Below are 21,596 nucleotides of genomic sequence, written 5' to 3' on the forward strand. Positions count from 1 at the left end.
GTGAACAGAATGCAAACGATCATGATTGTGGAAGATGACCCTAAAATTGCAGAACATTTGCAGACTTATATAAAGAAATACGGCTACCAAGTAGAGCTTGTCACAGCATTTAATGACGTGATGGGGTTGTTTCATAGTGTTAAGCCAGACCTGGTGTTATTAGATATTAATCTGCCGAGTTATGATGGTTACTATTGGTGCAGGCAAATTCGCCAAGTGTCTACCTGTCCGGTCATTTTTATCTCGGCACGAGTAGGGGAAATGGATCAAGTAATGGCATTGGAAAATGGCGGTGATGATTTTATTACTAAGCCATTTAACTCGGAAATCGTGATGGCTAAAATCCGCAGCCAGCTGCGCCGGGCATATGGAGAATATGCTCAGAAAGCTAAAGAACGAAGCCTGGAAGCAGAAGGACTGAAGTTATTTCCCGAGCGGCTGGAAATTAGTTACGGTTCGGAAAAGTCATACTTATCCAAGAAAGAATCCGATATGCTGGAGGTATTGATCAATCGCCATCCACGTGTAGCAGGAAGGGAAGATTTATTAGAAAAGCTGTGGGATGATCAAGCTTACGTAGATGAAAACACACTGAATGTAAATGTAACGAGAGTGAGAAAAAAACTGCTGGCACTTGGTGTGAAAGATGGAGTGGAGACGATCAGAGGTGTCGGTTACCGCCTTCGTCTGCCAAACACAGGAGCTGACACCAGATGAAGTTATTTCTAAAAGATCATGCCCTGCTTATTGGCTTACAAATACTGCAATTTACAGCGATTCTCTTGATCTATTGGCTGGATGGTTACCCTAACTTATTACCTGCACTTTATGCTATTTTTCTTGGCTTTTGCTTGCTTGGCGGTTATCTGGTTTACCGCTATTTAAACCAGCGCATTTTTTATCAGCGGTTAAGCAGGCCATTAGAATCATTAGATGCCTCTTTACAAAAAACCGAACAAACGCCGATATCGGAAGCGATGGATCAGCTGCTGCGTACTCAGTATAAACATTATCAAGAGCAAATAAAGCGGATTGAACAGGAGCGGGAAAATCACTTAAAGCTAATGGATCAATGGGTTCACCAGATGAAAACCCCTTTATCTGTCATTGAATTAACTGCACAGAATCTGGATGAACCAGTCTCTTCTAGTATTCGTGAAGAAACGGAGCGAATGAAGACGGGTTTACATACGATTCTTTATATGGCTCGTCTACGTACAATTGAACAGGATTTTCATATCAAACCGATTTTATTATCACGACTTGTACATGAAGTGAATGGAGAACATAAGCGATTCTATATTCGAAACCAAGTCTATCCGAAAATAGAGGAATCCAGAAAAGGAATTACGGTGCAAACGGATGGGAAGTGGCTGTTCTTTATTCTGTCGCAACTAGTGTTAAATGCCGTGAAGTATTCGGCTGGTAAAAGTAATCGGATTGTGATTTCTATTTATGAACAAGAAAGGGAAGCTGTTTTGGAAGTAACTGATTACGGCGTTGGAATACCAATGACTGATCAAAAACGGATTTTTGATGCATTTTTTACAGGAGAAAATGGGCGGCATTTTAGAGAATCAACAGGTATGGGTCTTTATTTAGCCAAAGAGGCGATTCAGCATTTGGAGCACCGCATCGAGATAGATTCTGTCGTCGGCGAAGGCAGTACGTTTCGAATTATTTTTAGTGAAACACAGAACCTTACAGCGTTGTAAGGTGATTGAAAGAAAAATCGATAGTCTGTTAGAGCAGATAGCGATATACTAAGCACAAATCGAACAATAACGAAAGGAAGTTCTGTCATGTTAAAAGTAAAGCAAGTAAGTAAGGTATATGAAGGCAAGCTCACCTATCGCGCACTAACAGATATTGATTTATCCGTGGAAGATAACGAGTTTGTCGGAATTATGGGCCCGTCTGGAAGTGGGAAGACAACCTTGTTGAATATCATTGCCACGATCGATGAGCCGACAACAGGAGAAGTTACGATTAATGGCGAGAATCCCCATCTTCTGAAAAAAGAAGACTTAGCCAAATTTCGCCGACGGGAATTAGGATTTGTCTTTCAAGATTTTAATTTACTGCATACCTTGACCGTTGAGGAAAATATCGTACTGCCATTAACATTGGATGGCAAGAAGGTAAAAGAGATGAAAGAGAAGGCCTACCAGTTTGCAGATAAACTGGGCATTACCGAGATTATGAAGAAAAGAACTTATGAAATATCCGGAGGCCAGGCACAACGAGCCGCGGTGGCAAGAGCAATGATCCATTCGCCTCAATTACTATTGGCCGATGAACCAACCGGTAACTTAGATTCCCGTTCATCCAAAGATGTAATGGAAATGCTGGCCAGCTTGAATCAAAACGAACAGACGACGATGCTGTTAGTTACACATGATGCTCAGGCTGCCAGCTATTGTGATCGGGTTGTTTTTATTCGCGATGGTAAATTCTACTCTGAAATTCATCGTGGTGACAATCGTCAAGCCTTTTTCCAAAAGATTATTGATACACTCTCGTTAATGGGAGGGGATGCAAATGACCTTTCGTCAGTTCGCGTTTAATAATGTTATTCGGAATAAGAGGTTATATGCCGCCTATTTTCTAACGAGTTTGTTTACGGTTATGGTGTTTTTTACTTTTTCGATTTTTGCCTTTCATCCTGTTTTATCAGGGGAGAATATGAATGGTTATGTATCGATAGGGATGAATGTGGCATCGGGCATTATCTATGTCTTTTCCTTTTTCTTTGTGTTGTATTCGATGAGTTCCTTCTTGCAGTCTCGTAAGAAAGAATTCGGATTGTTAATGATACAGGGAATGAGTATGAAACAAATTCGTTTAATGGTTTTTCTGGAAAATATGTTTATCGGCTTCTTTGCCACACTTGGCGGTATCGTTGGAGGACTAGTGTTTGCTAAAGGAATCTTATTGATTGCGGAGAATGTCCTGATTATTGATGATGAGCTGCCGTTTTATTTTCCAAATCAAGCCATTCTGCTTACGTTTGGCAGTTTTATCGTGTTGTTTTTTCTGATTTCTTTATTTGTTTCCTATATTTTAAGAAGCCGCAAATTGATCAACCTTATCAAAGGTGATAAGCAATCAAAAGGGGAACCAAAGGCAAACTTATTCCTAACTTTATCTGCAGTACTTTTACTTGGGACAGGGTATACGATTGCTTTACTTGTCGAAGGATTAGAAGTAGTAGCGGCACTGCTACCAGTTGTTCTGCTAGTCATTATCGGCACTTATTTACTATTTACCCAGTTAAGTGTATTTGTTATCCGGCGCTTAAAGAAACAGGAACAATTCTTTTGGCATAAAACCAATATGATATTGCTCTCTGATCTTTCTTTCCGTATGAAGGATAATGCCAGAACCTTTTTCTTGGTTGCGATTATTTCGACGGTTGCCTTTTGTGCGATTGGCTCCCTGTATGGCTTTCAGTCGTATTTAACAGCTGGAACAAAGGAACAGACCCCCTATACAATTACGTATACAGATGCTGAAAATGGTGGCGAAGCCAATGCCTCGTTAATTGAAGAAACATTAGAAGCGGAACAGCTAGAAGCAGATGGGGAAAGAATAGAGCTGCGATACTATGAAAAAAGTGATCAATCACTTGTCTTGATTGCGAAGCAGTCAGATTATAATCGTTTTGCTGCCCTATTAAGTCAGGAAACAATCCATGTCTCAGATGGCTCCCCTGTGTTGATTAGGACAGGATTAATTCTCTTTGAAGATGAACATGCTGGCAGCAGTGAAGCAGAGGTACTAGAAAATGCTGCACTGGAGCTGAAGGGTGGGAGTAAACTAGAGCCCAATCAGCTAGTCGAATCTGATGTACTGCCTGGATCTGCGGGGAATTACTATTATGTGGTATCTGATCATGACTTTGAGAACTTGCCTGTCCCTTCCAGTGAACAAAGCTATTATGCTTGGCAGGAAAGAAATGGTGAGAGTATTTCCGTTGAAGCCTCAGAGAAACTGGATCAGGAGGTAACCGGCGGATTTATTACCAATGTATCTTATCAAGAATATATACTTAATAAGATATATGGCCCTATCTTGTTTGTAGGTTTATTTATCGGAATTGTCTTTTTCGTATCGGCAGGAAGTTTTCTCTATTTTCGTCTGTATTCAGATGTGGATGAAGATAAGCGGAAGTTTCAAGCGATAACGAAGATGGGCTTGACGGAAAAGGAACTAAAGAAGGTACTGAACCGCCAGACATTGATTCTCTTTTTTGCGCCGATTCTTGTCGCGTTAATTCATGGTGCCGTAGCACTTACCGCACTGTCTCATTTATTTTTTTATAACTTGTTTATAGAATCTGTTACTGTTCTTAGTCTTTTCACAGCTATTCAAATCGTGTATTTCTTTATTGTCCGTTTTTATTATACGAAACAGGTCAAGGCGGCACTGCAGTAACATAATGGATGATGGAGTGGGCAAGCTGAGGGTTGCCCGCTCTTCAGTTATCGCTGTGTAACTGGTTGTATGATTTCGACTTCAAGAAATACTGAACGAAGTTCCCCCTTATTAACTATTACCGCGGACGCAATCCATCATGGATAAAGTCAATCAATTGTTGAATGGTAGCTTCGGTAATTTCTTTATCAAATAAAAGCGCTGGCAGAACAGTACCAAAGACATTGACAAAAATGAAATAAGTGATTTGTCTTGGATCGATATTTTTAAGTTCCCCTTTGTCAATATAGGCTTGAATAACCGGCTGAAACTTTGCGGTTGCTTTCACTGAGATAAAGTCATGCATCGAGTTTTTAAACTCTTCTCGAAAGACGATTTCTCTCGCGAATACCATGATGATTTCTTTGTTTTGCTGGGCAAAGGCAATTCGATTCCGGACAATCTTTTCTAATAAAGAATAGAAAGGATGTTGATTGGCCGCCTCGGTAGATTGATACATGTCTTCTAGTACAACTGGAATGACAAACTCCTTGAAAAGGGGCAGTATGATTCCAAATAATAAATTCTCCTTGTTCTGAAAGTGTTTATATACCGTACCTTCCGAAACATTGGCATGGCTGGCAATATCTTTCGTCGATGTCTGATGAAATCCTTTTTGACTAAATAGGATTAGGGCAGATCTGGCTACAGCTTGTTGTTTTTCAGATAGATCGTCGATATTGGGTAATTTCTCTTCCATAATTTCAATAATTGATTTCATGCAGGTCACCTCTATACTTTTCGATAACGTCTCAAACCTAGTATATTAAGTGTAACAAAAATCACAATAAAAAGTACTAAAATAAGCAAAGAAGCAGTGATTTCACTTAGCTGAAACCCTTTTAGCACGACATCAAGCATGGCATTGCCGGCATGATAAAGCGGCATAAAGGGTGCCAGCCATTGCAGCCATTCCTCCATCGATTCTATTTTTAACATCCCAGAGAAGAAGATCTGAGGCACAATAATTAATGGGATAAATTGCATCATTTGAAACTCGCTTCTTACAAATGTAGATAGTAATAAGCCAAGTCCCAGTGCCACAAAGCTGAGTAAGATATTGATGATAAACATGTCGATAATAGATCCGGCTACTTCCATATCTAAAATATAAATCGAGAATAAGATAATCACAGCCGTCTGCAGCACAGCGAAAATCCCATATCCAAATAAATAACCAAAGACTAGTTCCGACTTTCGAATCGGAGTGGATAGTAATTTTTCCAATGTACCACTGCTTCTTTCTTTTAACATCGCCATACCAGCAATCAGAAATACGAAGAAGAAGACAAAGAAGCTGACTAGGATGGGATTGATAATATTAAAAAAGCTATAGCGATCATCACCATATACATAGTCTACCGTTAAGGCTTCTTCTTCAATACCCAGCTCGGTATCCGTCTGTAGATCTGGAGCAGTGTCCAAATCTGGCTGCATCTCTGGCGGGAGCTGTGTTAATACGTCTTCTATACCAGCAGAAAATTCATTCATCTTGGTTACTGCTTCATCGATATGATCAACTAGTTCATTGATATTATGTTCCATCACTGCTTGCGTACTTTTCTGTAATATGGGTCCTTCATTGATGGGATTATCATTTACGATGGTAAGTGTCCATTCCCCGTCCTTCTCTTCTAATACTCCGTTCGCATGACCAGCTTCTAGATATGCTTTAGGATCAATATCCGTTTCTTCTTGAACAATTACTTGGTTTTCTTCTAATACAGAGATGATATCAGGGTCTACATGGACTGTTGCAATTGTTACTTCATCATCCGGATCAGGGAAAATATAATTAAGCAGTGTAATCACAAAGATAGGCGCGAGAAACAATAAAGCAAGTGTACGCTTATCACGAAGAACTTGTTTACAAATACGCTTAATGATAAATAATGTTCTCATTTTTCTCCCTCCAGCTTTAAGAAGACTTGATCAATATCGCTCACGCCATATGTTTCTAAAATTTCCTGAGGACTGCCACTAGCTGCGATTCTTTGGTTCTTCATTAATAACAATTGATCACATTTCATGGCTTCGTCCATAATATGGGTGGTGATGAAGAGGGTGCTGCTTTCCTTTAAGGCATGTAACTGCTCCCAAATATTCATTTTTAAAACAGGGTCAATACCAACTGTTGGTTCATCTAGAATTAAGAATTCAGGCTGATGAATGAAGGTGATAGCCAAAGATAAACGTCGTTTCATCCCGCCGGAATAGTGTTCCACTAATTTATGCTTATCCTGGTCAAGTTGGACTAAGTCAAGGATAGCTTGCGTATGTTTTTTGGAGATTCTTTTCCCGTACATATGGGCAAAGAGTTCGATATTTTCTTTTCCCGTTAAGTCATGATAAAGTGAGTCACTTTGTGCCATATAACCAATCTTATTTAGAAGTTTACGATTAGGGACTGTCACATCATTGATGGTAATCAAACCAGCATCATATTTTTCCATGCCCATTAAGCATTTGATCAAGGTAGTTTTCCCGGAGCCTGATGGTCCGAGTAAACCGGTAATTTGATTTGGTGCTATTTCAACCGAAATATCATGTAAAACGGTCTGCTTACCAAAACGCTTGGATATGTTTTTTAAATGGATCATATCGAACAAACTCCTTTCATTTTTTTGGTGAGTGAGTGCTTACTCATTATATTAATGGAAAAGATTTAGAAATGCAATCTTTTTTTGGCAGATAGTTATCAAAATTAGAGCGGCTGGTTTGTAACAGATTAAAAAATTTGCCAGATGAATTAGTTTTGATCAAATTAGGCCTGTTTATGATGGAGGTCCGTTTGCCATAATAGGGCTTGTTTTTCTAAGTGGTTTTACATATACTGAAGAAATGACATAATCGAACAAATTTGAAGGAGAGAATGAGATGGAGCATATGGGGTGGCTTTCCATTATCCCGCCAGTGTTGGCAGTGATTCTGGCTATTATAACGAAAAATGTAATTGTTTCCTTGTTTTTAGGAGTATATGCAGGCGTGTTAATTATCGTTGGCGGCAATCCTTTAAAAGCAACTACAGAAACAATCGGCAATTTTTTATTCCCGCAAGTAGCAGACAGCTATAATGCCGCTGTGCTTGTATTATTATTTTTTATTGGCGGTTTTGTTGCACTGATGGAGAAGTCAGGCGGAGGTGCAGCACTTGCCGCTAAAACAGCAAAAGCTATTAATACAAAGGTGAAGGCGCAAGTATCTGCCTGGATTGGCGGTATTATTATCTTCTTCTCAGATCTTGGAACACCCTTGATCGTTGGTCCGGTTTTTGAAAAGATCTTTGATAAGGCAAGGATATCGAGGGAGAAATTGGCTTGGATCATTGATTCAACCTCCTCTCCTGTTGCTGTATTAGTCCCTTTTATCGGCTGGGGTGTCTATATTATGGGATTGATCAAAAATGAATTTGATAATTTGAATATTACAGCTTCTGAATTTGATACTTTAGTACAAGTCATTCCGTTTCAATTCTATGCTATTTTGGCTGTATCGATGGTTCCTCTGATCGCTTTTTCAAAACTGGATTTCGGTCCAATGGCAAAAGCGGAAAGAAGGGTGCAAGAAACAGGAGAACTATATTGGAAGGATGCTAAACCGCTCAGAAGAGCAGAAAAACAGACTGATTCTGCTGCAGAAGAGAGCCGGGCTATTTTGATTTGGCTTCCTTTATTGGTGTTATTTATCACATTGTTTGGGCTATTGTTTACCCATGGTTTTCCATTCCAGCCGGTAGACGGTAATGATTTCAGGGTATCACTAAGTACGGCGTATTTATTTGCCGCTCTATCTATCATTGTATTATTGCTGATCTTTAAATTAAAGAAATTCGGGGAAATTTTTGAGATCTACACATCAGGTATGCAAAAAATGGTTTATGTTATTGTGACACTTGTACTGGCTTGGGCACTTGGTACAGTGATTGGTGAGATGGGAACAGCTAATTTTATTGTCGAACTTATGCAAGGAAGGGTACCAGCATTTATTATTCCGGCGATTCTCTTTATTGTAGGAGCGATTGTCTCCCTAGCATCTGGATCGTCATGGGGCACATTTGCAATTATGCTGCCGCTTGCTATTCCGATGGCTGTCTCCCTGGACGCTCATTTACTAGTCTGTATTGGTGCGGTCCTGTCAGGAGGCATTTTTGGGGACCATAGTTCACCAATTTCAGATACTACCATTTTGTCTTCCACAGGGGCAGGAGCCGATCATATCGATCACGTGAAAACACAATTTCCATATGCCTTGGTAAATGGTATTATAGCCTTTATTGGTTTTATTGTAGCAGGTATCACAGGCAGTGTTTGGACGCTTATCTTGGTAATTGCTTTGCTTATTTTAGCCGTGTGGGTGCTGTCAAAAATATTTAAGGGCAGAACTGGTGCAGAGGCATAAAGTAATGTTGGTGAATATAAAAATGACGGTATCCTTATAATAAAGGGAAACCGTCATTTTTTTTTCATGGATAGAAGCAGGTTTTAGTAATATTCCAGCAGCTTTTTATCAATTTCATCAATATAACCGATATCACTTTTACGATCCCAGAATACGATTTGCTCGGCTTCCTCATTTTCCTGAAAAGGCCGCAGTTCGATAATCTCACCGCTATAGAGGGCGCCAAATTCAAGGCGGTCATCTGGCTCTAATTGGAATTTCATTAAGCCTTTGAATTGCAGGTTTGGAATCCGTTGATTTGTTTCTTCCAACAGCTCACGGGCGGCACATGTTCTTGGAGACTCACCTTTATCGATCATACCGCCAGCCAATTCCCAATATTTGTGCCATTTGTTAAACAGTAAAAGATATTTTCCCAGATATTTTGCTACAATTAAAGAATGGGTTAACGGAATATCACCTAAATGATTAGGAATATCAATTTCGTTTACAGCTGAAAAATTGATAAACACATTTCCATTTTCACATGTTAGAATCGGCATTTGTATCCTCCTTGTGATAATGTTGTTCTGCACTTAATCAAAATAAACTGCTTTTTCCGGATCATTTGCATAATCAAAAACTAACTGAATTTGTGACTCGGTATTCCGTCCAGCTGAAAGCGGCGGCAATTGATCTTCCGCAAAAAAATCGACTGCACTAGTTTCCAGCCCTTGTGCCGCTTGACCACTGACTATCTCACATTGGATCAATATTTTGTAGGTATGATAGGCAGAAGGGGGATGTGGATGACACTTTTTATCCAAGACGGCTAACAGTCTGGCTGCCTTGACATCCAAGCCAGCTTCTTCCTTCACTTCTTTCACGGCTACTTCACTAGGTGTGAGGCCGATATCGCCCCAGCCGCCAGGTAATGCCCATTTTCCATCTGCCTTCTCTTGTACCAATAGCAGTTTTCCTTCTTGAAAGACCACGGCTCGAATATCTACCTTAGGGGTAGCATAGCCTGTTTCATTGGCAAATAATTCCTTAATCGTTTTATGGTCAAGCTCCGTATAATGTGCCAGTATCTCTGTACTAATCTCTCGAATTCGTTCCAGCCGCTCGATATCATAAACGTCTTTTGAATAGGCTAAGCCTGATTGGGCAATGGATTGCAGTTCTTTTGCCCAAGTTAACCATGTTGGTTCCATCCATCCTCACCGCCTTTTCTGTTATGATAGTAATTGTAACGTGTTTTTCTTTGTTTGTATAATAAAGTGAGATTGTCTTTATGGAGATTCTTCATGCTTGTGGAGACTAGTGAGGTGTTAGCGTCTGTTATCCCTCATAAAGCTTAGATTTTGAACAGATATAATCATAAACGGAGACTTACATCTTGACGATCTTTGTCCGAATATTCCATAGATAAGATAGCAGGAGGCGGTTGACCAATGAAATTATTAATTGTAGAAGATGATCAAACAATAGCCTCAGGGTTAGAGTATTCTTTAACACAAGAGGGATACCAGGTGACGGTATGTCATAATGTACAAGAAGCAATCCAAATCATTGATCAGCAGCTGGATTCGATTTCTCTCTGTTTATTTGATCTGTCTCTGCCAGACGGCAGCGGCTATGATTTATGCCGGCGTGTAAAAGAGACGGCAGATGTGCCGGTTATTTTCCTAACGGTAGTCGATGATGAAGTAAATGTCGTAATGGGACTTGATATGGGAGCAGATGACTATATCACCAAACCATTTCGGATTCGTGAACTGAGCTCACGCATTAAAACCGTGTTACGCCGTTATCAAAAAAGTAAACCGCAAGCACAAGAAGTGATCACCATTCACTCATTAGAAGTGCACCCATTGGAGGGAAAAGTGTATAAACATCAGGAGGAACTGATATTAACAGCGTTAGAATATCGCCTGCTGATGATATTTATCAACCATCGAGGGCAAATCCTTTCCCGAGAGCAATTGTTGGAACTGATTTGGGATGTAGCGGGTGAATTTGTCAATGATAATACCTTAACGGTGTATATTAAACGACTCCGCCAAAAAATTGAAGACAATGCCCAGCAACCGGTGATAATTCAAACCGTTCGCGGGCTGGGATATAGGATGGTAGACAAAGATGTTAAGAAATAAAGAAATTCAATTATTCCTTATTAGTACAATTATTGTTTTAAGTGCCGGGATAATTGCCGCTACTTTTATCTCAGCGATGGCAGCAATAATAGTGGCTATCACGGGCAGTATCCTTTTTATCAGCTATCTGCTGCTGCTTATTTGGCGATATCGACGTATGACTCAGCTTTCTCAATATTTACGACAGATCATGGCAGGTGATACGTCTTTAGATTTGCGTGATAATCGTGAAGGAGAACTAAGTATCTTAAAGAATGATATCTATAAGATGACACGGATGCTGTCAGAACAGCAAGAAGTTTTGCAAGAGGATAAAGGAAAACTGACAGACGCTATTTCTGATATCTCCCATCAGTTGAAGACACCACTTACATCTATGACCGTAATGGCTGATTTATTAAGTGACCCCCATTTGGCGGATAAAAAACGGCTTGAATTCACCCATAATATTCGCAAACAATTAGAACGGATGGACTGGCTTGTCTCTTCTTTACTGAAATTGTCTAAGATCGATGCCGGGACGATAACCTTTGCTAGAGACAGGGTATACGTGGCTGAATTGATAACAGACGTCATTGCACCAATGGAGATACCGATGGAATTGAAAGAAATTGCACTGCATGTGGAAGGAGATCGTGACGTTACCTTTATCGGCGATAAAAACTGGACGAAAGAGGCCTGTATTAATATTTTAAAAAATGCGATCGAACATACATCAACAGGCGGTATGATTACCATCCACTTCCAAGAGAATGCCTTGTATACAGAATTGACGATCCGAGACGATGGGAAAGGAATAGCTAAACGCGATCTCCCTTATATTTTTCAACGCTTCTATAAAGGGGATCAGGCGGCAGATGGCAGTGTAGGAATTGGACTGGCGATGGCGTATACGATTATTACTAATCAGCATGGGGATATCGAGGTAACCAGCCAAATCGATCAAGGTACTGCTTTTTTGATTAAATTTTATAAACAGATTGTTTGAACAACAGCGGAAAGTGACAAAACTGTCACCAAAATTGTCACTCTACCGTCATTTTAGACAAGTAAGATAAGAAACAAGGAATGCAATAAGGAGGATCAAGCAATGGAAATATTAAAGATAGAAAATTTGTCTAAAATGTACGGAAAAGGGAATACAGCGGTTAAGGCGTTAGATCAGGTATCTTTTTCAGTGAAACAAGGGGAGTTTGTAGCTATTATCGGACCATCGGGGTCTGGAAAATCAACCTTGCTCCATCTTTTAGGAGGAGTGGACCGGCCGACAGACGGTAAGGTATTTGTTGATAATACCGACATTTATGCCTTAAATGAAACGCAAATGGCAGTCTTTCGCCGGCGGCAAATTGGTTTAATTTATCAATTCTATAATCTTCTTCCCATTTTAACTGTGGAGGAAAATATTACACTGCCAATGGCCTTGGATGCGCAGCAAGTAGATCAGAAACATTTTCGTGAAGTAGTCGATATTCTTGGCTTACAGCAGCGGTTGGATTATTTGCCTAATCAGTTGTCTGGCGGACAGCAGCAGCGTGTATCGATCGGACGGGCGTTAATCAGCAATCCATCGATTATCCTTGCCGATGAACCAACAGGCAACCTAGACAGTAAGAACAGTAAAGAAATTGTAGATTTACTGAAATTATTTAATAAAACTTATAATCAGACATTGGTGGTGATTACCCATGATGATCGGATCGCCTTGCAGGCGGATCGGGTCATCTCGATTGAAGATGGGCAGCTTGCTAAGGACGAGGTGATTCGTCCATGAATATTGTCAATAAAGTAACGCTTAGACACCTAAAGGAAAATAAGCGGAGAACAATGGTGACGATTATTGGTGTGATTATTTCGGTAGCCATGATTACGGCAGTAGCCGCATTAGGTATGTCTTTTATGGATATGAATCAGCGGGAGGCAAAGGCCGAATATGGAGAATGGCACTATAGTGTGGCAGGGCCGCTAGATGCAGAGCAATTTAAGGCAATTCAATCAGACGATAATACTGATTCTGTCGGTCTTGTGGATGAGATAGGTTTTTCACTTATCAATGATGATTTGGTGCAGCCGTACGTCTATGTGCAAGCAATGGATGATGCCGCCATGGAACAAATGCATGTGAAACTGACCAGTGGCAGACTGCCCGCCAATGAAAACGAAGCAGTCATGTCAGAAGCATTAAAGGACGATTATCAGGTTGGCGATACTGTAGAACTGACTGTTGGTGAGAGGTACGCATTAGATGAAGAGTTATATGCAGGGCAAGTATTAAATCAGGAATATCCCTTGGAAACGCTAGATGGGGGAATAGGTGAGGAGTTACGCAATCAAGAGGAGAGGATCTTTACCATTGTTGGAGAAATAGAAGAACCGTCTTGGGACCGTGAATGGTCACCGGGCAGAAGTTTTGTATCCTATCTTGATAAACAGTCTCTGTCCACGATTGATCAGGCGTTGGTCAAGGTAAAAAAAGTCAAACAGGCCATTTTTGATGATGTCGAGGCCCTTGCTGCTGCAAATGATTTGTCTGTAAATTCCTTAAATACTAATTTATTAGACAGCTATATGGTTTCATTAAATCAGGGCATGGTTGCCTACTTGACGGGCTTGTTAACGATTATTATGTTGATTGTGATGATTGGATCGATTGCCTTAATTTACAATGCTTTTGCGATTTCTGTATCAGAACGGTCGCGTTATTTGGGGATGCTGGCCAGTGTCGGTGCAACTAAAAGCCAAAAACGAAACTCGGTCTTATTTGAAGGGTTAGTAATCGGTGTTATCAGTATTCCGATTGGGATAGCGGCTGGATTACTGGGAATTGGGATTACGCTTCATTTTGTCAGTCCCTTACTGGAAGGAGCCGGAATGGGGGAAGATTTACGTTTAGTCGTGACCGTTCCAGCAATAGTGACAGCAGTGGTTATTTCCTTTTTAACGATAATGATCTCTGCCTTTATACCGGCTTTACGTGCCTCCAGGATCACTGCGATTGATGCGATTCGTCAAGCGAAGGATGTAAAATTAACGAAAAAGGCAGTCAAAACCAATCGTCTGGTACGCAAACTGTTTGGCTATGAAGCTGATATTGCTTTGAAAAATTTAAAGCGTAATAAAAAACGCTACCATGTCACCGTCTTTTCGTTGATGATCAGCATTATCCTCTTTTTATCGGTTGGCTTTTTTACCAGTACGTTGATGAAGTCATTTGAATTACAAACAGACCAGCAGAACTATGATATTTCGGTGGAATTAAATGACTTAGAGGCAACAAAAGAACCATTGGAACAAATTCTCCAAAGTGTGGATGCAATGGATAACGTACAAGAAGCGATATTGTATGATCAGCTTTCCCTTCTTGGCTATATACCGGAAGCGATTGCCGGAGAGGCGATGAAGGAAAGTGAGTGGGGAGATGAAGTTACAGAAGATGGTTATTCGTATAATATGCAGTTGATCGGGCTGGAGGAATCGGACTGGCAGGAGTATCTTCGTCACAATAATATTTCAGATTCTTCTGTAGATGGTACGGAAGCTGTATTGGTTAATACCGTTTCTTATATGAATAGCGCTAATAAATATGAAGAAACAGATATGTTGCCTGTAAAAGCGGGAGATAAGCTTCCGCTGAATATTGAGGTATATCAAGAAGAAACAGAGGAATGGGAAGTGCACCATGATGGCGAACTAGAACTTATTGGTCTGACAGATAACTTACCAATGGGAACTTTTTATCCTTCTGTCAACACTTTATTTCTTATCATGAATGAACAAGCATTGCAGCAACTGGCAGCTGACTTCTCTTATCATTCAGATGTGATGTCAAGACTATATGTAGCCTCTGCGGATCCGATGCAAACAGAAGCGGATATTGAAGCCTTGGGAGCGGCAGAAGAGGTGCGGGTTCACAACCTCTACTATTATCAACAGCAAGATAAGCAATTGGCGTTAGCCCTATCAATCTTTATTTATGGGTTTATCACACTTATTACCTTGATTTCGATCGCAAATATTTTCAATACGATTTCAACTAGTGTAGCATTGCGTAAGCGGGAATTTGCTACGATGAAGTCGATTGGTATGACACCGAAAGCTTTTCGCAAAATGATCCGGTTTGAAAGTATTTTTTATGGAGTAAAATCACTGCTGTATGGTTTACCAATTAGTATTGTTATTATGTATCTGATTCATCTGCAAACCCAGCATGCCTTTGAATACAGTTTTAGCCTGCCTTGGATCTACATAGGGGTTGTGATCTTAGCCGTATTTGTGATCGTTGGTGTTGCGATGTTATATTCTATCACTAAAATTAAGAAAGATAATATTATCGAGACATTAAGACAAGAGAATATTTAAAAAGGGAAAGCTATCTTTTGCTGGAGATAGCTTTCTTTTGGTTGGATATACATACATGGAAAGCCTAAGTGAACCTCTTTCCAAAATCATTAGAGCAGCCAGATAGATATCCATGAGATAAGCGGAATAGTTGCCAATGAGAGAATCGTAGATGTTACCGTCGTAATTACTACTTGCTGTTCATTACTGGTATAACGCGAGAATAATACGGAAGCCAATGTGAAAGTTGGCATACAGGTTAATAGGACTAGCAGCTGTTTGATCATCATATCCAAGGGAAGAATCGATAATACTACTATGGTACTGATAGGAATAACCAATAATTTCAGCAGTAAGGGAAGCCATAATGTAGGGTAATATAAGGCTTGTTTACGTTGAAAAAAGGGCAAAAGCAAGAAGCCGATATATAACATAGCAAGCGGTGCGGCTAAGCCTGATAACATTGCTGTTAACTCTTTTAATAGTGCTGGAGCGTCAAGTCCGCTGGCAGCAAACAGCAATCCGAAACTCACAGCAAATAAAGGCATGTTGATCAGTGATTTTAAATGCCGCCATTGAAAACCACCTTGATTTTGTAATAAATAAATCCCAACCGAGAAGACAACCACGTCCAGCCCGGCATCAAATACTGCTGCCAGTAAGCCGCCAACTGGCCCAAAGATGGCAGCACAAAGCGGAATACCAATAAATCCGGTATTCCCAATAGCAGACAGGAGCGCTAATTGTTTGGCTTTTGCCAGTGAAATGTCAAGGATTTTAGCACTAATTAAGGCAAATCCAATAGCTAATAAGTTAAAGATAACGCTGATAAGAAATATCTTTAATACTTGCATTAATAAGGTATCATTAATTTCTGTGTTAAAGACACCATTGAGGATAATACAAGGAACCGCTATATTAATAATCACGCTCATAAATAGCTGTTTAGCCTCAAATGTAATCTGAATCCGTCTGGCAATAATCACACCAAGGAGAATGATGATCCCCATCATACAGACGGTTAAACTAACTGTGGTAATACTCATGACAAACTCCCTTATGTTATATGTTCAAATTTACCATGTCTTAGAAGACGCTATTATTTATGAAAAAACTGTTCATTCTTTTATATTGCTGAATGGATAGTTAGTTTTCATAGAATATAAGTCGATTTCCTGCTGGATCATGAACGGTTAATTCCTTGCCGCCCCATGGGGGATATTCTATCCCAGGGTTTGCATAGGTATAGTGTTTTTCTTGTAGTAATTGATGATAACCAGTCAGATCATCTATCTCTATTCTTACAGCGCTTCCTGATGTACAATCGCCATGATGCTCGGATAGATGAAGCCTGCAATCATGTAAGGAGATTTGCATATAAAGCGGGAAAGCTTCTTCAAATCGATGTTCCCAATTGAGAGAAAAATCTAAGAAATTAAGGTAGAATTCCTTTGTTTTATCAACATCATACATCCGTAAAATAGGTATAGTATTCATGGTACGCTTCCTTCCATACATTATTGTTGTGGCACGGTTACTTTATTACAGGGCTGACCACTGTAAGATTATAATGATGATAGTTCACTTTATACCTAGAAAAAGCTTTAGGCTGGTTATCTAACATTTACTTCTTTGATTTTCTTGCCACAAAAAATCAACAGCATGATAAAATAATAAGTAGCTTGTTTCTAGTCTAGGTGATTTTTATGGAAGAAACAAGTAGTTCTTACGATAAGATGGAACATAAAACAAGGAAGTGATGATATGATTAGACGATTGTCTAAAGAAGAAACGATCCCGATGTCATTATTATTATTGGCTGATCCATCTGAACGGTTAGTTTTGCAGTATCTCAAACGAGGCCAATGTTATGTGATGGAAGAGGAAGGCGTCATTATCGGTGTATACGTCTTATTAGCCACAAGGCCAGATACCGTCGAAATCGTCAATGTCGCAGTAGAGCCGGATTATCAGGGCAAAGGCCTTGGGAAGCAGCTGGTCATACATGCCATCGACACGGCACGTCAGCAAGGCTGGCATACGATTGAAATCGGTACTGGAAATTCTGGAGTAGTTCAACTAGCCCTTTATCAAAAGTGCGGCTTTCGTATAACCTCGATTGATCGTGATTTTTTTCTGCGTCATTATGAAGAACCCATTATGGAAAATGGGATTCAGGTAGTAGATATGATACGGTTATCGATGGATTTATAGTGAATCCGTTAGTTTCTTGAGACCATAACAAGGAGGGGAGCAAATGCAGCACGAGTATACAGGAATATATCAGCGTTTATTTGCCCATTATGGTCCGCAGGGTTGGTGGCCGGCAGAGACGCCCTTTGAAATGATGATTGGTGCTATCTTGGTGCAAAATACAAATTGGCGCAATGTTGAAAAGGCATTAGTAACACTTGGGGCTAAGCTTGACCCCGAGACTATCGATAAAATGTCGGCAGAGGAATTAGCTCCGCTGATTAAATCAAGTGGATTTTTCAACTTGAAAGCACGGCGCATCAAGGCGTTTATCGATTGGTTTAAGCAATACCAATTTTCAATTAACCAGTTAAAAAAGAAAGATAAAGAGGCACTGCGTGCGGAATTAATCAAGGTGTATGGGATAGGCAGGGAAACGGCGGATTGCATATTATTGTATGCCTTAGAGAAACCCGTATTTGTTGTTGATGCCTATACACGCCGCATCTTTTACCGGATTGGTTATGATATGCCGGTATCCTATGATCGCTTTAAAGAAATAGTGGAACAGCATTTTCCGGGTGAAGTAATGATATATAATGAATTTCATGCCTTATTAGTGGCACATGCCAAACAATTTTGCCGTGTGAAACCAGTCTGTACAAATTGTCCTTTGCTGGAAATATGTCAACAGAGAGTGGAGTAGGGGTGGCTTAACTTGATCAGGGAAGTATGGCTAAAGAAAAGGAGCCACTCCTATAAGTGACCCCTGTTTAAATCAAAAATTATTCATATCTCAATGCATCGATTGGACTGAGTTTAGACGCCTTATTGGCAGGCAGAATGCCGAAAATAATTCCAATAAAGGCAGAGAAACCAACACCGATTAAGATAACGATGGGACTAACCATGGCATCGATCGGTGAAAGTAAGGTGATTAATCCAGCAGTGGCACTGGCAAATCCAATACCGATTAATCCGCCAAGTGATGTCAGTGTAATCGACTCAATTAAGAATTGAAATAGTATTTTACCTCGAGTCGCTCCTAATGCCTTACGCAAGCCGATTTCTCTTGTGCGTTCTGAAACAGAAACAAGCATGATATTCATGACCCCAATACCGCCGACTAATAATGAAATACCGGCAATGCTGCCGATAAACAACGTCATAATTAATACCATTTGATTAATTTCATTCTCGATTTCTGATAAATCATAGGTTGTATAGGAGCCATTTTCTAATTGTTTATGTTCTGTCAGCGTGTCAGCAGCTAACCAGCCTGTTTCAGCAATTCGCTCTGAATCATTAGCGATAACGGCCAGTCTGTCCACTTCTCTGCTTCCATACATCAAAGCAATGACAGATCGAGGCATAAGCATTTCGCCGCCTTCTGACCAGCGAAATTGTTCTGGTATAGGAGAATTATAAACCCCAACAACTTTATATGGGTTATCATCAAGACTGATAATCGCACCAAGCGGATCTTCGTTTTCCTTAAAGAGCTTTTCCCGAGCTACTGTATCAATCATCGCCACGCGGTTCATACCATTATTATCTCTGTTGTTAATCGGTCTGCCCTCTAGTACCTCAATACTTTGAGCAGAAAAGTATTCGGAGCTTACACCGGTAATTTCAGGTTCTGCGTTCTTGTCATTGTAAGTGACAGATCCCCAGGCAGAGTTGGTGGCGATAACAGATCTGATGTCAGGCAAGGCTTGTAATATTTGAATGTCTTCCTGCGTGATTTCGGGTTCTTCATAATAAAAATCACCCATCATTCCTTCTTCATCGCTAAAATCTTGTTCGTAATAAAGTTCAATCACGTTCTTATCAACGGCAAACAGTTCATCTGTCATCATCGATTGGGCACCTTGACCAATGGCTACAATAATAATAACCGCTGCTACACCAATAATAATTCCAAGCATGGTTAAGATAGAGCGAATTTTATGATTCCAGATCGAAGAAAAGGCAATTTTAAAGCTTTCTACTATATTCATGCGTCTTGCCTCCGATCATCTGTAATCATCCCATCCCGAATTGTGATCACTCGCTTGGCATGGGCGGCTACTTCCTCTTCATGAGTAACCAGAATTACTGTTTTGCCTTCTTCATTTAACTGCACAAACAGCTCCATAATCTGTTCACTCGTTTTGGAATCCAGTGCACCGGTTGGTTCATCTGCCATAATAACAGAAGGGTCATTTACTAATGCCCGTGCAATAGCAACCCGTTGCTTCTGCCCGCCGGATAATTGGTTTGGTAAATGTTTGATTCGATCTTCCAATCCTACCTTTTCCAGCATTTGCTGTGCCTTTTGCCGGCGCTCTCGTTTGGATACCCCTGCATAGATTAAAGGCGTTTCCACATTTTTTACTGCCGGAATACGAGGCAGCAAGAAGAATTGCTGGAATACGAAGCCAATGTGCTGATTACGCAATTGGGCAAGTTGTTTTTCTTTAAAGGAACTGATCATTTCTCCATTTAATTCATAGTTCCCACTGCTTGGATAATCCAGAAAACCAATGATATTCATTAAAGTAGATTTCCCAGAGCCAGATGGGCCCATAATGGCAACAAATTCACCAGGTTCTATTGTGAGATTAATATCTTTTAGAACAGCAATTTGCAGTGCCCCATTACCATAAGTTTTGTGGATATTACTCAACTTCATCAAAGGAGATCACTTCCATTCCATCATACCAATCTGGTTCAGGATAAATAACGACCAGTTCACCGCTTTCTACACCACTGGTGATTTCAATAAATTCGTCGTTCATTTCGCCTGTTTCCACGATTCTTTGTTCTAATACGCCATCCACTAGCACATAAACGATTTCTGTGATCTCTCCTGTGCTCATGTCCTCTTCCGCCTCAAAAAAATCATCCTCGATTATCGCCGTATGAGGAACAGCCAGTACTTTTTCACCGCCGGTAGACACTTCAATAGAGACATGGAAACCTTGGCGCAGTTCTGAAGTATCATCTGTAATCGCAACGGTGAATGGATAAGTAGTTACATTACTGCCTTCCATGCCAAAGTCTGCTTCTGCACCGTTGTCATCAGGAAAATGGGAAACCGATTCTACGACACCGTTCCATTCTCGGTCGTTGTATACCTTAGGGCGAATAATGACAGACTGGTCTTTTGCGATTTTTACGGCATCAAATTCATTCATGGTACCAATTACTTTATAAGGTTCATTGGACACAATATGTACAACAGGTTCTGTAACACCTTCTTCAGCAGAAGCAGTGTCCTTGTTGATCTTGACTATGATTCCATTAATTTCACTGGTTACAGTCATTTCCTTGATCTTCTCGTCTAATTCGTTAATCGTCTCTTGTGTAGTAGTGATTTCATCTTTTGTTCCTTCGTGTTCCATCTCTAATTGCAATTTCTCATTCTCTAGTTGCCGGACATCATCTTCTGTAACCATCACAAGGTCTTCTATCGGTTCTTCCAAGTCCCCTTCTGTCTCTTCTTCCACAGACACAGGTTCTACTGGCTTACCAACAGAATTTTTTGCCTCAGTAATTTTCTTGTTGAAACTTTCCATTTGATTGATTTCCATTTGTGACCGCTTCTCTAATAATTCACGATCTCGAACCGCCTTGTTAAATTCTCGTTCCAGACTGCTAGAGTCATATGTATATAATACGTCTCCTTTTTTTACTTCTTGATTTTCCTTGACTTCAAAACCTTGAATCTCACCATTTTCAGGGTTGGCATATAACTTTTGTTCGTTTTCTGGAACTATTTGACCTGTAACTAAGATACTTTGAGCTAATTTTTCTTCTTTAGCTGCTTGAACGGTAACATGAATATCATCTTCCATACTGCTTACTTGTTGGGTTGGGAAATAGTTAAAGGCAAAAATTACTGATGCAGCAATAATAGCAATAATCCCAATACTGACTCCCACCCATATCCATACTTTTTTCTTCAATTATTCTCTCCCCTTAATATATAGTTTATATCTATTTCTACAATATAATAAGACGTTTATAACAGAGAAAAAGTTTCTCTTTTTTTGAAAATATTTCTTTTTTTAT

Annotated in this window: 21 protein-coding genes; 11 read left to right on the forward strand and 10 right to left on the reverse strand. The window is 40.0% G+C overall.

Translation table 11 applies throughout. From position 1 onward, the window contains the following. Positions 1–9 precede the first annotated feature (9 nt). From JOD18_RS07440 to JOD18_RS07455, 4 genes are all read left to right on the forward strand, one after another. On the forward strand, positions 10–717 hold the full coding sequence (locus JOD18_RS07440; protein WP_204668323.1) for a response regulator transcription factor: 708 nt from the start codon (positions 10–12) through the stop codon (positions 715–717). Continuing rightward, complete coding sequence (locus JOD18_RS07445) at positions 714–1,715, forward strand: sensor histidine kinase (RefSeq protein WP_204668324.1); 1,002 nt, start codon at positions 714–716, stop codon at positions 1,713–1,715. Before JOD18_RS07440 ends, JOD18_RS07445 begins: the two co-directional genes overlap by 4 nt. 87 nt (positions 1,716–1,802) lie before the next feature. After that, a complete protein-coding gene (locus tag JOD18_RS07450) occupies positions 1,803–2,567 on the forward strand; it encodes an ABC transporter ATP-binding protein (RefSeq protein ID WP_204668325.1) in 765 nt (254 codons plus the stop codon). Next, on the forward strand, positions 2,542–4,437 hold the full coding sequence (locus JOD18_RS07455; protein WP_204668326.1) for an ABC transporter permease: 1,896 nt from the start codon (positions 2,542–2,544) through the stop codon (positions 4,435–4,437). The genes JOD18_RS07450 and JOD18_RS07455 overlap by 26 nt, the downstream gene beginning before the upstream one ends. 118 nt (positions 4,438–4,555) lie before the next feature. Here the strand turns inward: JOD18_RS07455 and JOD18_RS07460 are convergent, their stop codons facing one another. Genes JOD18_RS07460 through JOD18_RS07470 form a run of 3 tightly spaced genes read right to left on the reverse strand, consistent with a single transcriptional unit; the run spans position 4,556 to position 7,076 of the window. After that, the gene (locus tag JOD18_RS07460) at positions 4,556–5,197 is read right to left on the reverse strand and encodes a TetR/AcrR family transcriptional regulator (RefSeq protein WP_204668327.1); all 642 of its coding nucleotides are present in this window, start codon (positions 5,195–5,197) and stop codon (positions 4,556–4,558) included. Between the two features lie 11 nt (positions 5,198–5,208). Further along, complete coding sequence (locus JOD18_RS07465) at positions 5,209–6,378, reverse strand: ABC transporter permease (RefSeq protein WP_204668328.1); 1,170 nt, start codon at positions 6,376–6,378, stop codon at positions 5,209–5,211. Next, positions 6,375–7,076 (reverse strand): ABC transporter ATP-binding protein, encoded by a 702-nt coding sequence (locus tag JOD18_RS07470; RefSeq protein WP_204668329.1) that lies wholly within the window; start codon positions 7,074–7,076, stop codon positions 6,375–6,377. The genes JOD18_RS07465 and JOD18_RS07470 overlap by 4 nt, the downstream gene beginning before the upstream one ends. 277 nt (positions 7,077–7,353) lie before the next feature. Here JOD18_RS07470 and JOD18_RS07475 point away from each other — a divergent pair, with 277 nt between their 5' ends. Further along, positions 7,354–8,874, forward strand: coding sequence for a Na+/H+ antiporter NhaC family protein (locus JOD18_RS07475; RefSeq protein ID WP_204668330.1), 1,521 nt, complete (start codon positions 7,354–7,356; stop codon positions 8,872–8,874). 83 nt (positions 8,875–8,957) lie between these two features. Here JOD18_RS07475 and JOD18_RS07480 read toward each other — a convergent pair whose 3' ends face one another. Then, complete coding sequence (locus JOD18_RS07480; protein WP_204668331.1) at positions 8,958–9,416, reverse strand: NUDIX hydrolase; 459 nt, start codon at positions 9,414–9,416, stop codon at positions 8,958–8,960. A 33-nt stretch (positions 9,417–9,449) separates the two neighbouring features. Beyond that, entirely contained in the window at positions 9,450–10,067 is a 618-nt protein-coding gene (locus tag JOD18_RS07485) for an NUDIX hydrolase (protein WP_204668332.1), read from the reverse strand. 240 nt (positions 10,068–10,307) lie between these two features. Here JOD18_RS07485 and JOD18_RS07490 point away from each other — a divergent pair, with 240 nt between their 5' ends. From JOD18_RS07490 to JOD18_RS07505, 4 genes are all read left to right on the forward strand, one after another. Continuing rightward, positions 10,308–11,009: a response regulator transcription factor gene (locus JOD18_RS07490; protein ID WP_204668333.1), complete on the forward strand. Its 702-nt coding sequence runs from the start codon at positions 10,308–10,310 to the stop codon at positions 11,007–11,009. Beyond that, positions 10,996–11,997, forward strand: a complete 1,002-nt coding sequence (locus tag JOD18_RS07495; protein WP_204668334.1) for a sensor histidine kinase — start codon at positions 10,996–10,998, stop codon at positions 11,995–11,997. Before JOD18_RS07490 ends, JOD18_RS07495 begins: the two co-directional genes overlap by 14 nt. A 102-nt stretch (positions 11,998–12,099) precedes the next feature. Further along, positions 12,100–12,783 carry an ABC transporter ATP-binding protein gene (locus JOD18_RS07500; RefSeq protein WP_204668335.1) on the forward strand — a complete coding sequence of 228 codons (684 nt, stop codon included), beginning with the start codon at positions 12,100–12,102 and terminating at the stop codon, positions 12,781–12,783. Beyond that, positions 12,780–15,368, forward strand: coding sequence for an ABC transporter permease (locus JOD18_RS07505; RefSeq protein WP_204668336.1), 2,589 nt, complete (start codon positions 12,780–12,782; stop codon positions 15,366–15,368). The genes JOD18_RS07500 and JOD18_RS07505 overlap by 4 nt, the downstream gene beginning before the upstream one ends. An 89-nt stretch (positions 15,369–15,457) precedes the next feature. Here the strand turns inward: JOD18_RS07505 and JOD18_RS07510 are convergent, their stop codons facing one another. Further along, on the reverse strand, positions 15,458–16,393 hold the full coding sequence (locus JOD18_RS07510) for an AEC family transporter (RefSeq protein ID WP_204668337.1): 936 nt from the start codon (positions 16,391–16,393) through the stop codon (positions 15,458–15,460). Positions 16,394–16,493: 100 nt separating this feature from the next. Next, on the reverse strand, positions 16,494–16,865 hold the full coding sequence (locus JOD18_RS07515; protein WP_275582973.1) for a glyoxalase superfamily protein: 372 nt from the start codon (positions 16,863–16,865) through the stop codon (positions 16,494–16,496). A 246-nt stretch (positions 16,866–17,111) separates the two neighbouring features. On the opposite strand from JOD18_RS07515, the gene JOD18_RS07520 reads away from it, so the two are divergent. Together JOD18_RS07520 and JOD18_RS07525 are read left to right on the forward strand one after the other, a co-directional pair. After that, positions 17,112–17,561, forward strand: a complete 450-nt coding sequence (locus JOD18_RS07520; RefSeq protein ID WP_204668339.1) for a GNAT family N-acetyltransferase — start codon at positions 17,112–17,114, stop codon at positions 17,559–17,561. A 43-nt stretch (positions 17,562–17,604) separates the two neighbouring features. Further along, positions 17,605–18,246, forward strand: coding sequence for an endonuclease III domain-containing protein (locus JOD18_RS07525; RefSeq protein WP_204668340.1), 642 nt, complete (start codon positions 17,605–17,607; stop codon positions 18,244–18,246). A gap of 79 nt (positions 18,247–18,325) precedes the next feature. Here JOD18_RS07525 and JOD18_RS07530 read toward each other — a convergent pair whose 3' ends face one another. The 3 genes from JOD18_RS07530 to JOD18_RS07540 are packed head-to-tail and all read right to left on the reverse strand — an operon-like array spanning position 18,326 to position 21,490. Continuing rightward, positions 18,326–19,540, reverse strand: coding sequence for an ABC transporter permease (locus JOD18_RS07530; RefSeq protein WP_204668341.1), 1,215 nt, complete (start codon positions 19,538–19,540; stop codon positions 18,326–18,328). Further along, positions 19,537–20,217 (reverse strand): ABC transporter ATP-binding protein, encoded by a 681-nt coding sequence (locus JOD18_RS07535; protein ID WP_204668342.1) that lies wholly within the window; start codon positions 20,215–20,217, stop codon positions 19,537–19,539. The genes JOD18_RS07530 and JOD18_RS07535 overlap by 4 nt, the downstream gene beginning before the upstream one ends. After that, a complete protein-coding gene (locus JOD18_RS07540) occupies positions 20,201–21,490 on the reverse strand; it encodes an efflux RND transporter periplasmic adaptor subunit (RefSeq protein ID WP_204668343.1) in 1,290 nt (429 codons plus the stop codon). Before JOD18_RS07540 ends, JOD18_RS07535 begins: the two co-directional genes overlap by 17 nt. Positions 21,491–21,596 lie beyond the last annotated feature (106 nt).

Origin of the sequence: Gracilibacillus alcaliphilus, from assembly GCF_016909015.1 — a bacterium.
GTDB classification, from domain to species: domain Bacteria; phylum Bacillota; class Bacilli; order Bacillales; family Amphibacillaceae; genus Gracilibacillus; species Gracilibacillus alcaliphilus.

Coding starts and splice junctions, on each gene's coding strand:
- JOD18_RS07490 (WP_204668333.1), top strand. CDS start 10,308: ATGAAATTATTAATTGTAGAAGATGATCAAACAATAGCCTCAGGGTTA.
- JOD18_RS07505 (WP_204668336.1), top strand. CDS start 12,780: ATGAATATTGTCAATAAAGTAACGCTTAGACACCTAAAGGAAAATAAG.
- JOD18_RS07450 (WP_204668325.1), top strand. CDS start 1,803: ATGTTAAAAGTAAAGCAAGTAAGTAAGGTATATGAAGGCAAGCTCACC.
- JOD18_RS07525 (WP_204668340.1), top strand. CDS start 17,605: ATGCAGCACGAGTATACAGGAATATATCAGCGTTTATTTGCCCATTAT.
- JOD18_RS07460 (WP_204668327.1), bottom strand. CDS start 5,197: ATGAAATCAATTATTGAAATTATGGAAGAGAAATTACCCAATATCGAC.
- JOD18_RS07465 (WP_204668328.1), bottom strand. CDS start 6,378: ATGAGAACATTATTTATCATTAAGCGTATTTGTAAACAAGTTCTTCGT.
- JOD18_RS07500 (WP_204668335.1), top strand. CDS start 12,100: ATGGAAATATTAAAGATAGAAAATTTGTCTAAAATGTACGGAAAAGGG.
- JOD18_RS07495 (WP_204668334.1), top strand. CDS start 10,996: ATGTTAAGAAATAAAGAAATTCAATTATTCCTTATTAGTACAATTATT.
- JOD18_RS07530 (WP_204668341.1), bottom strand. CDS start 19,540: ATGAATATAGTAGAAAGCTTTAAAATTGCCTTTTCTTCGATCTGGAAT.
- JOD18_RS07480 (WP_204668331.1), bottom strand. CDS start 9,416: ATGCCGATTCTAACATGTGAAAATGGAAATGTGTTTATCAATTTTTCA.
- JOD18_RS07510 (WP_204668337.1), bottom strand. CDS start 16,393: ATGAGTATTACCACAGTTAGTTTAACCGTCTGTATGATGGGGATCATC.
- JOD18_RS07475 (WP_204668330.1), top strand. CDS start 7,354: ATGGAGCATATGGGGTGGCTTTCCATTATCCCGCCAGTGTTGGCAGTG.
- JOD18_RS07520 (WP_204668339.1), top strand. CDS start 17,112: ATGATTAGACGATTGTCTAAAGAAGAAACGATCCCGATGTCATTATTA.
- JOD18_RS07485 (WP_204668332.1), bottom strand. CDS start 10,067: ATGGAACCAACATGGTTAACTTGGGCAAAAGAACTGCAATCCATTGCC.
- JOD18_RS07470 (WP_204668329.1), bottom strand. CDS start 7,076: ATGATCCATTTAAAAAACATATCCAAGCGTTTTGGTAAGCAGACCGTT.
- JOD18_RS07515 (WP_275582973.1), bottom strand. CDS start 16,865: ATGTATGGAAGGAAGCGTACCATGAATACTATACCTATTTTACGGATG.
- JOD18_RS07445 (WP_204668324.1), top strand. CDS start 714: ATGAAGTTATTTCTAAAAGATCATGCCCTGCTTATTGGCTTACAAATA.
- JOD18_RS07440 (WP_204668323.1), top strand. CDS start 10: ATGCAAACGATCATGATTGTGGAAGATGACCCTAAAATTGCAGAACAT.
- JOD18_RS07455 (WP_204668326.1), top strand. CDS start 2,542: ATGACCTTTCGTCAGTTCGCGTTTAATAATGTTATTCGGAATAAGAGG.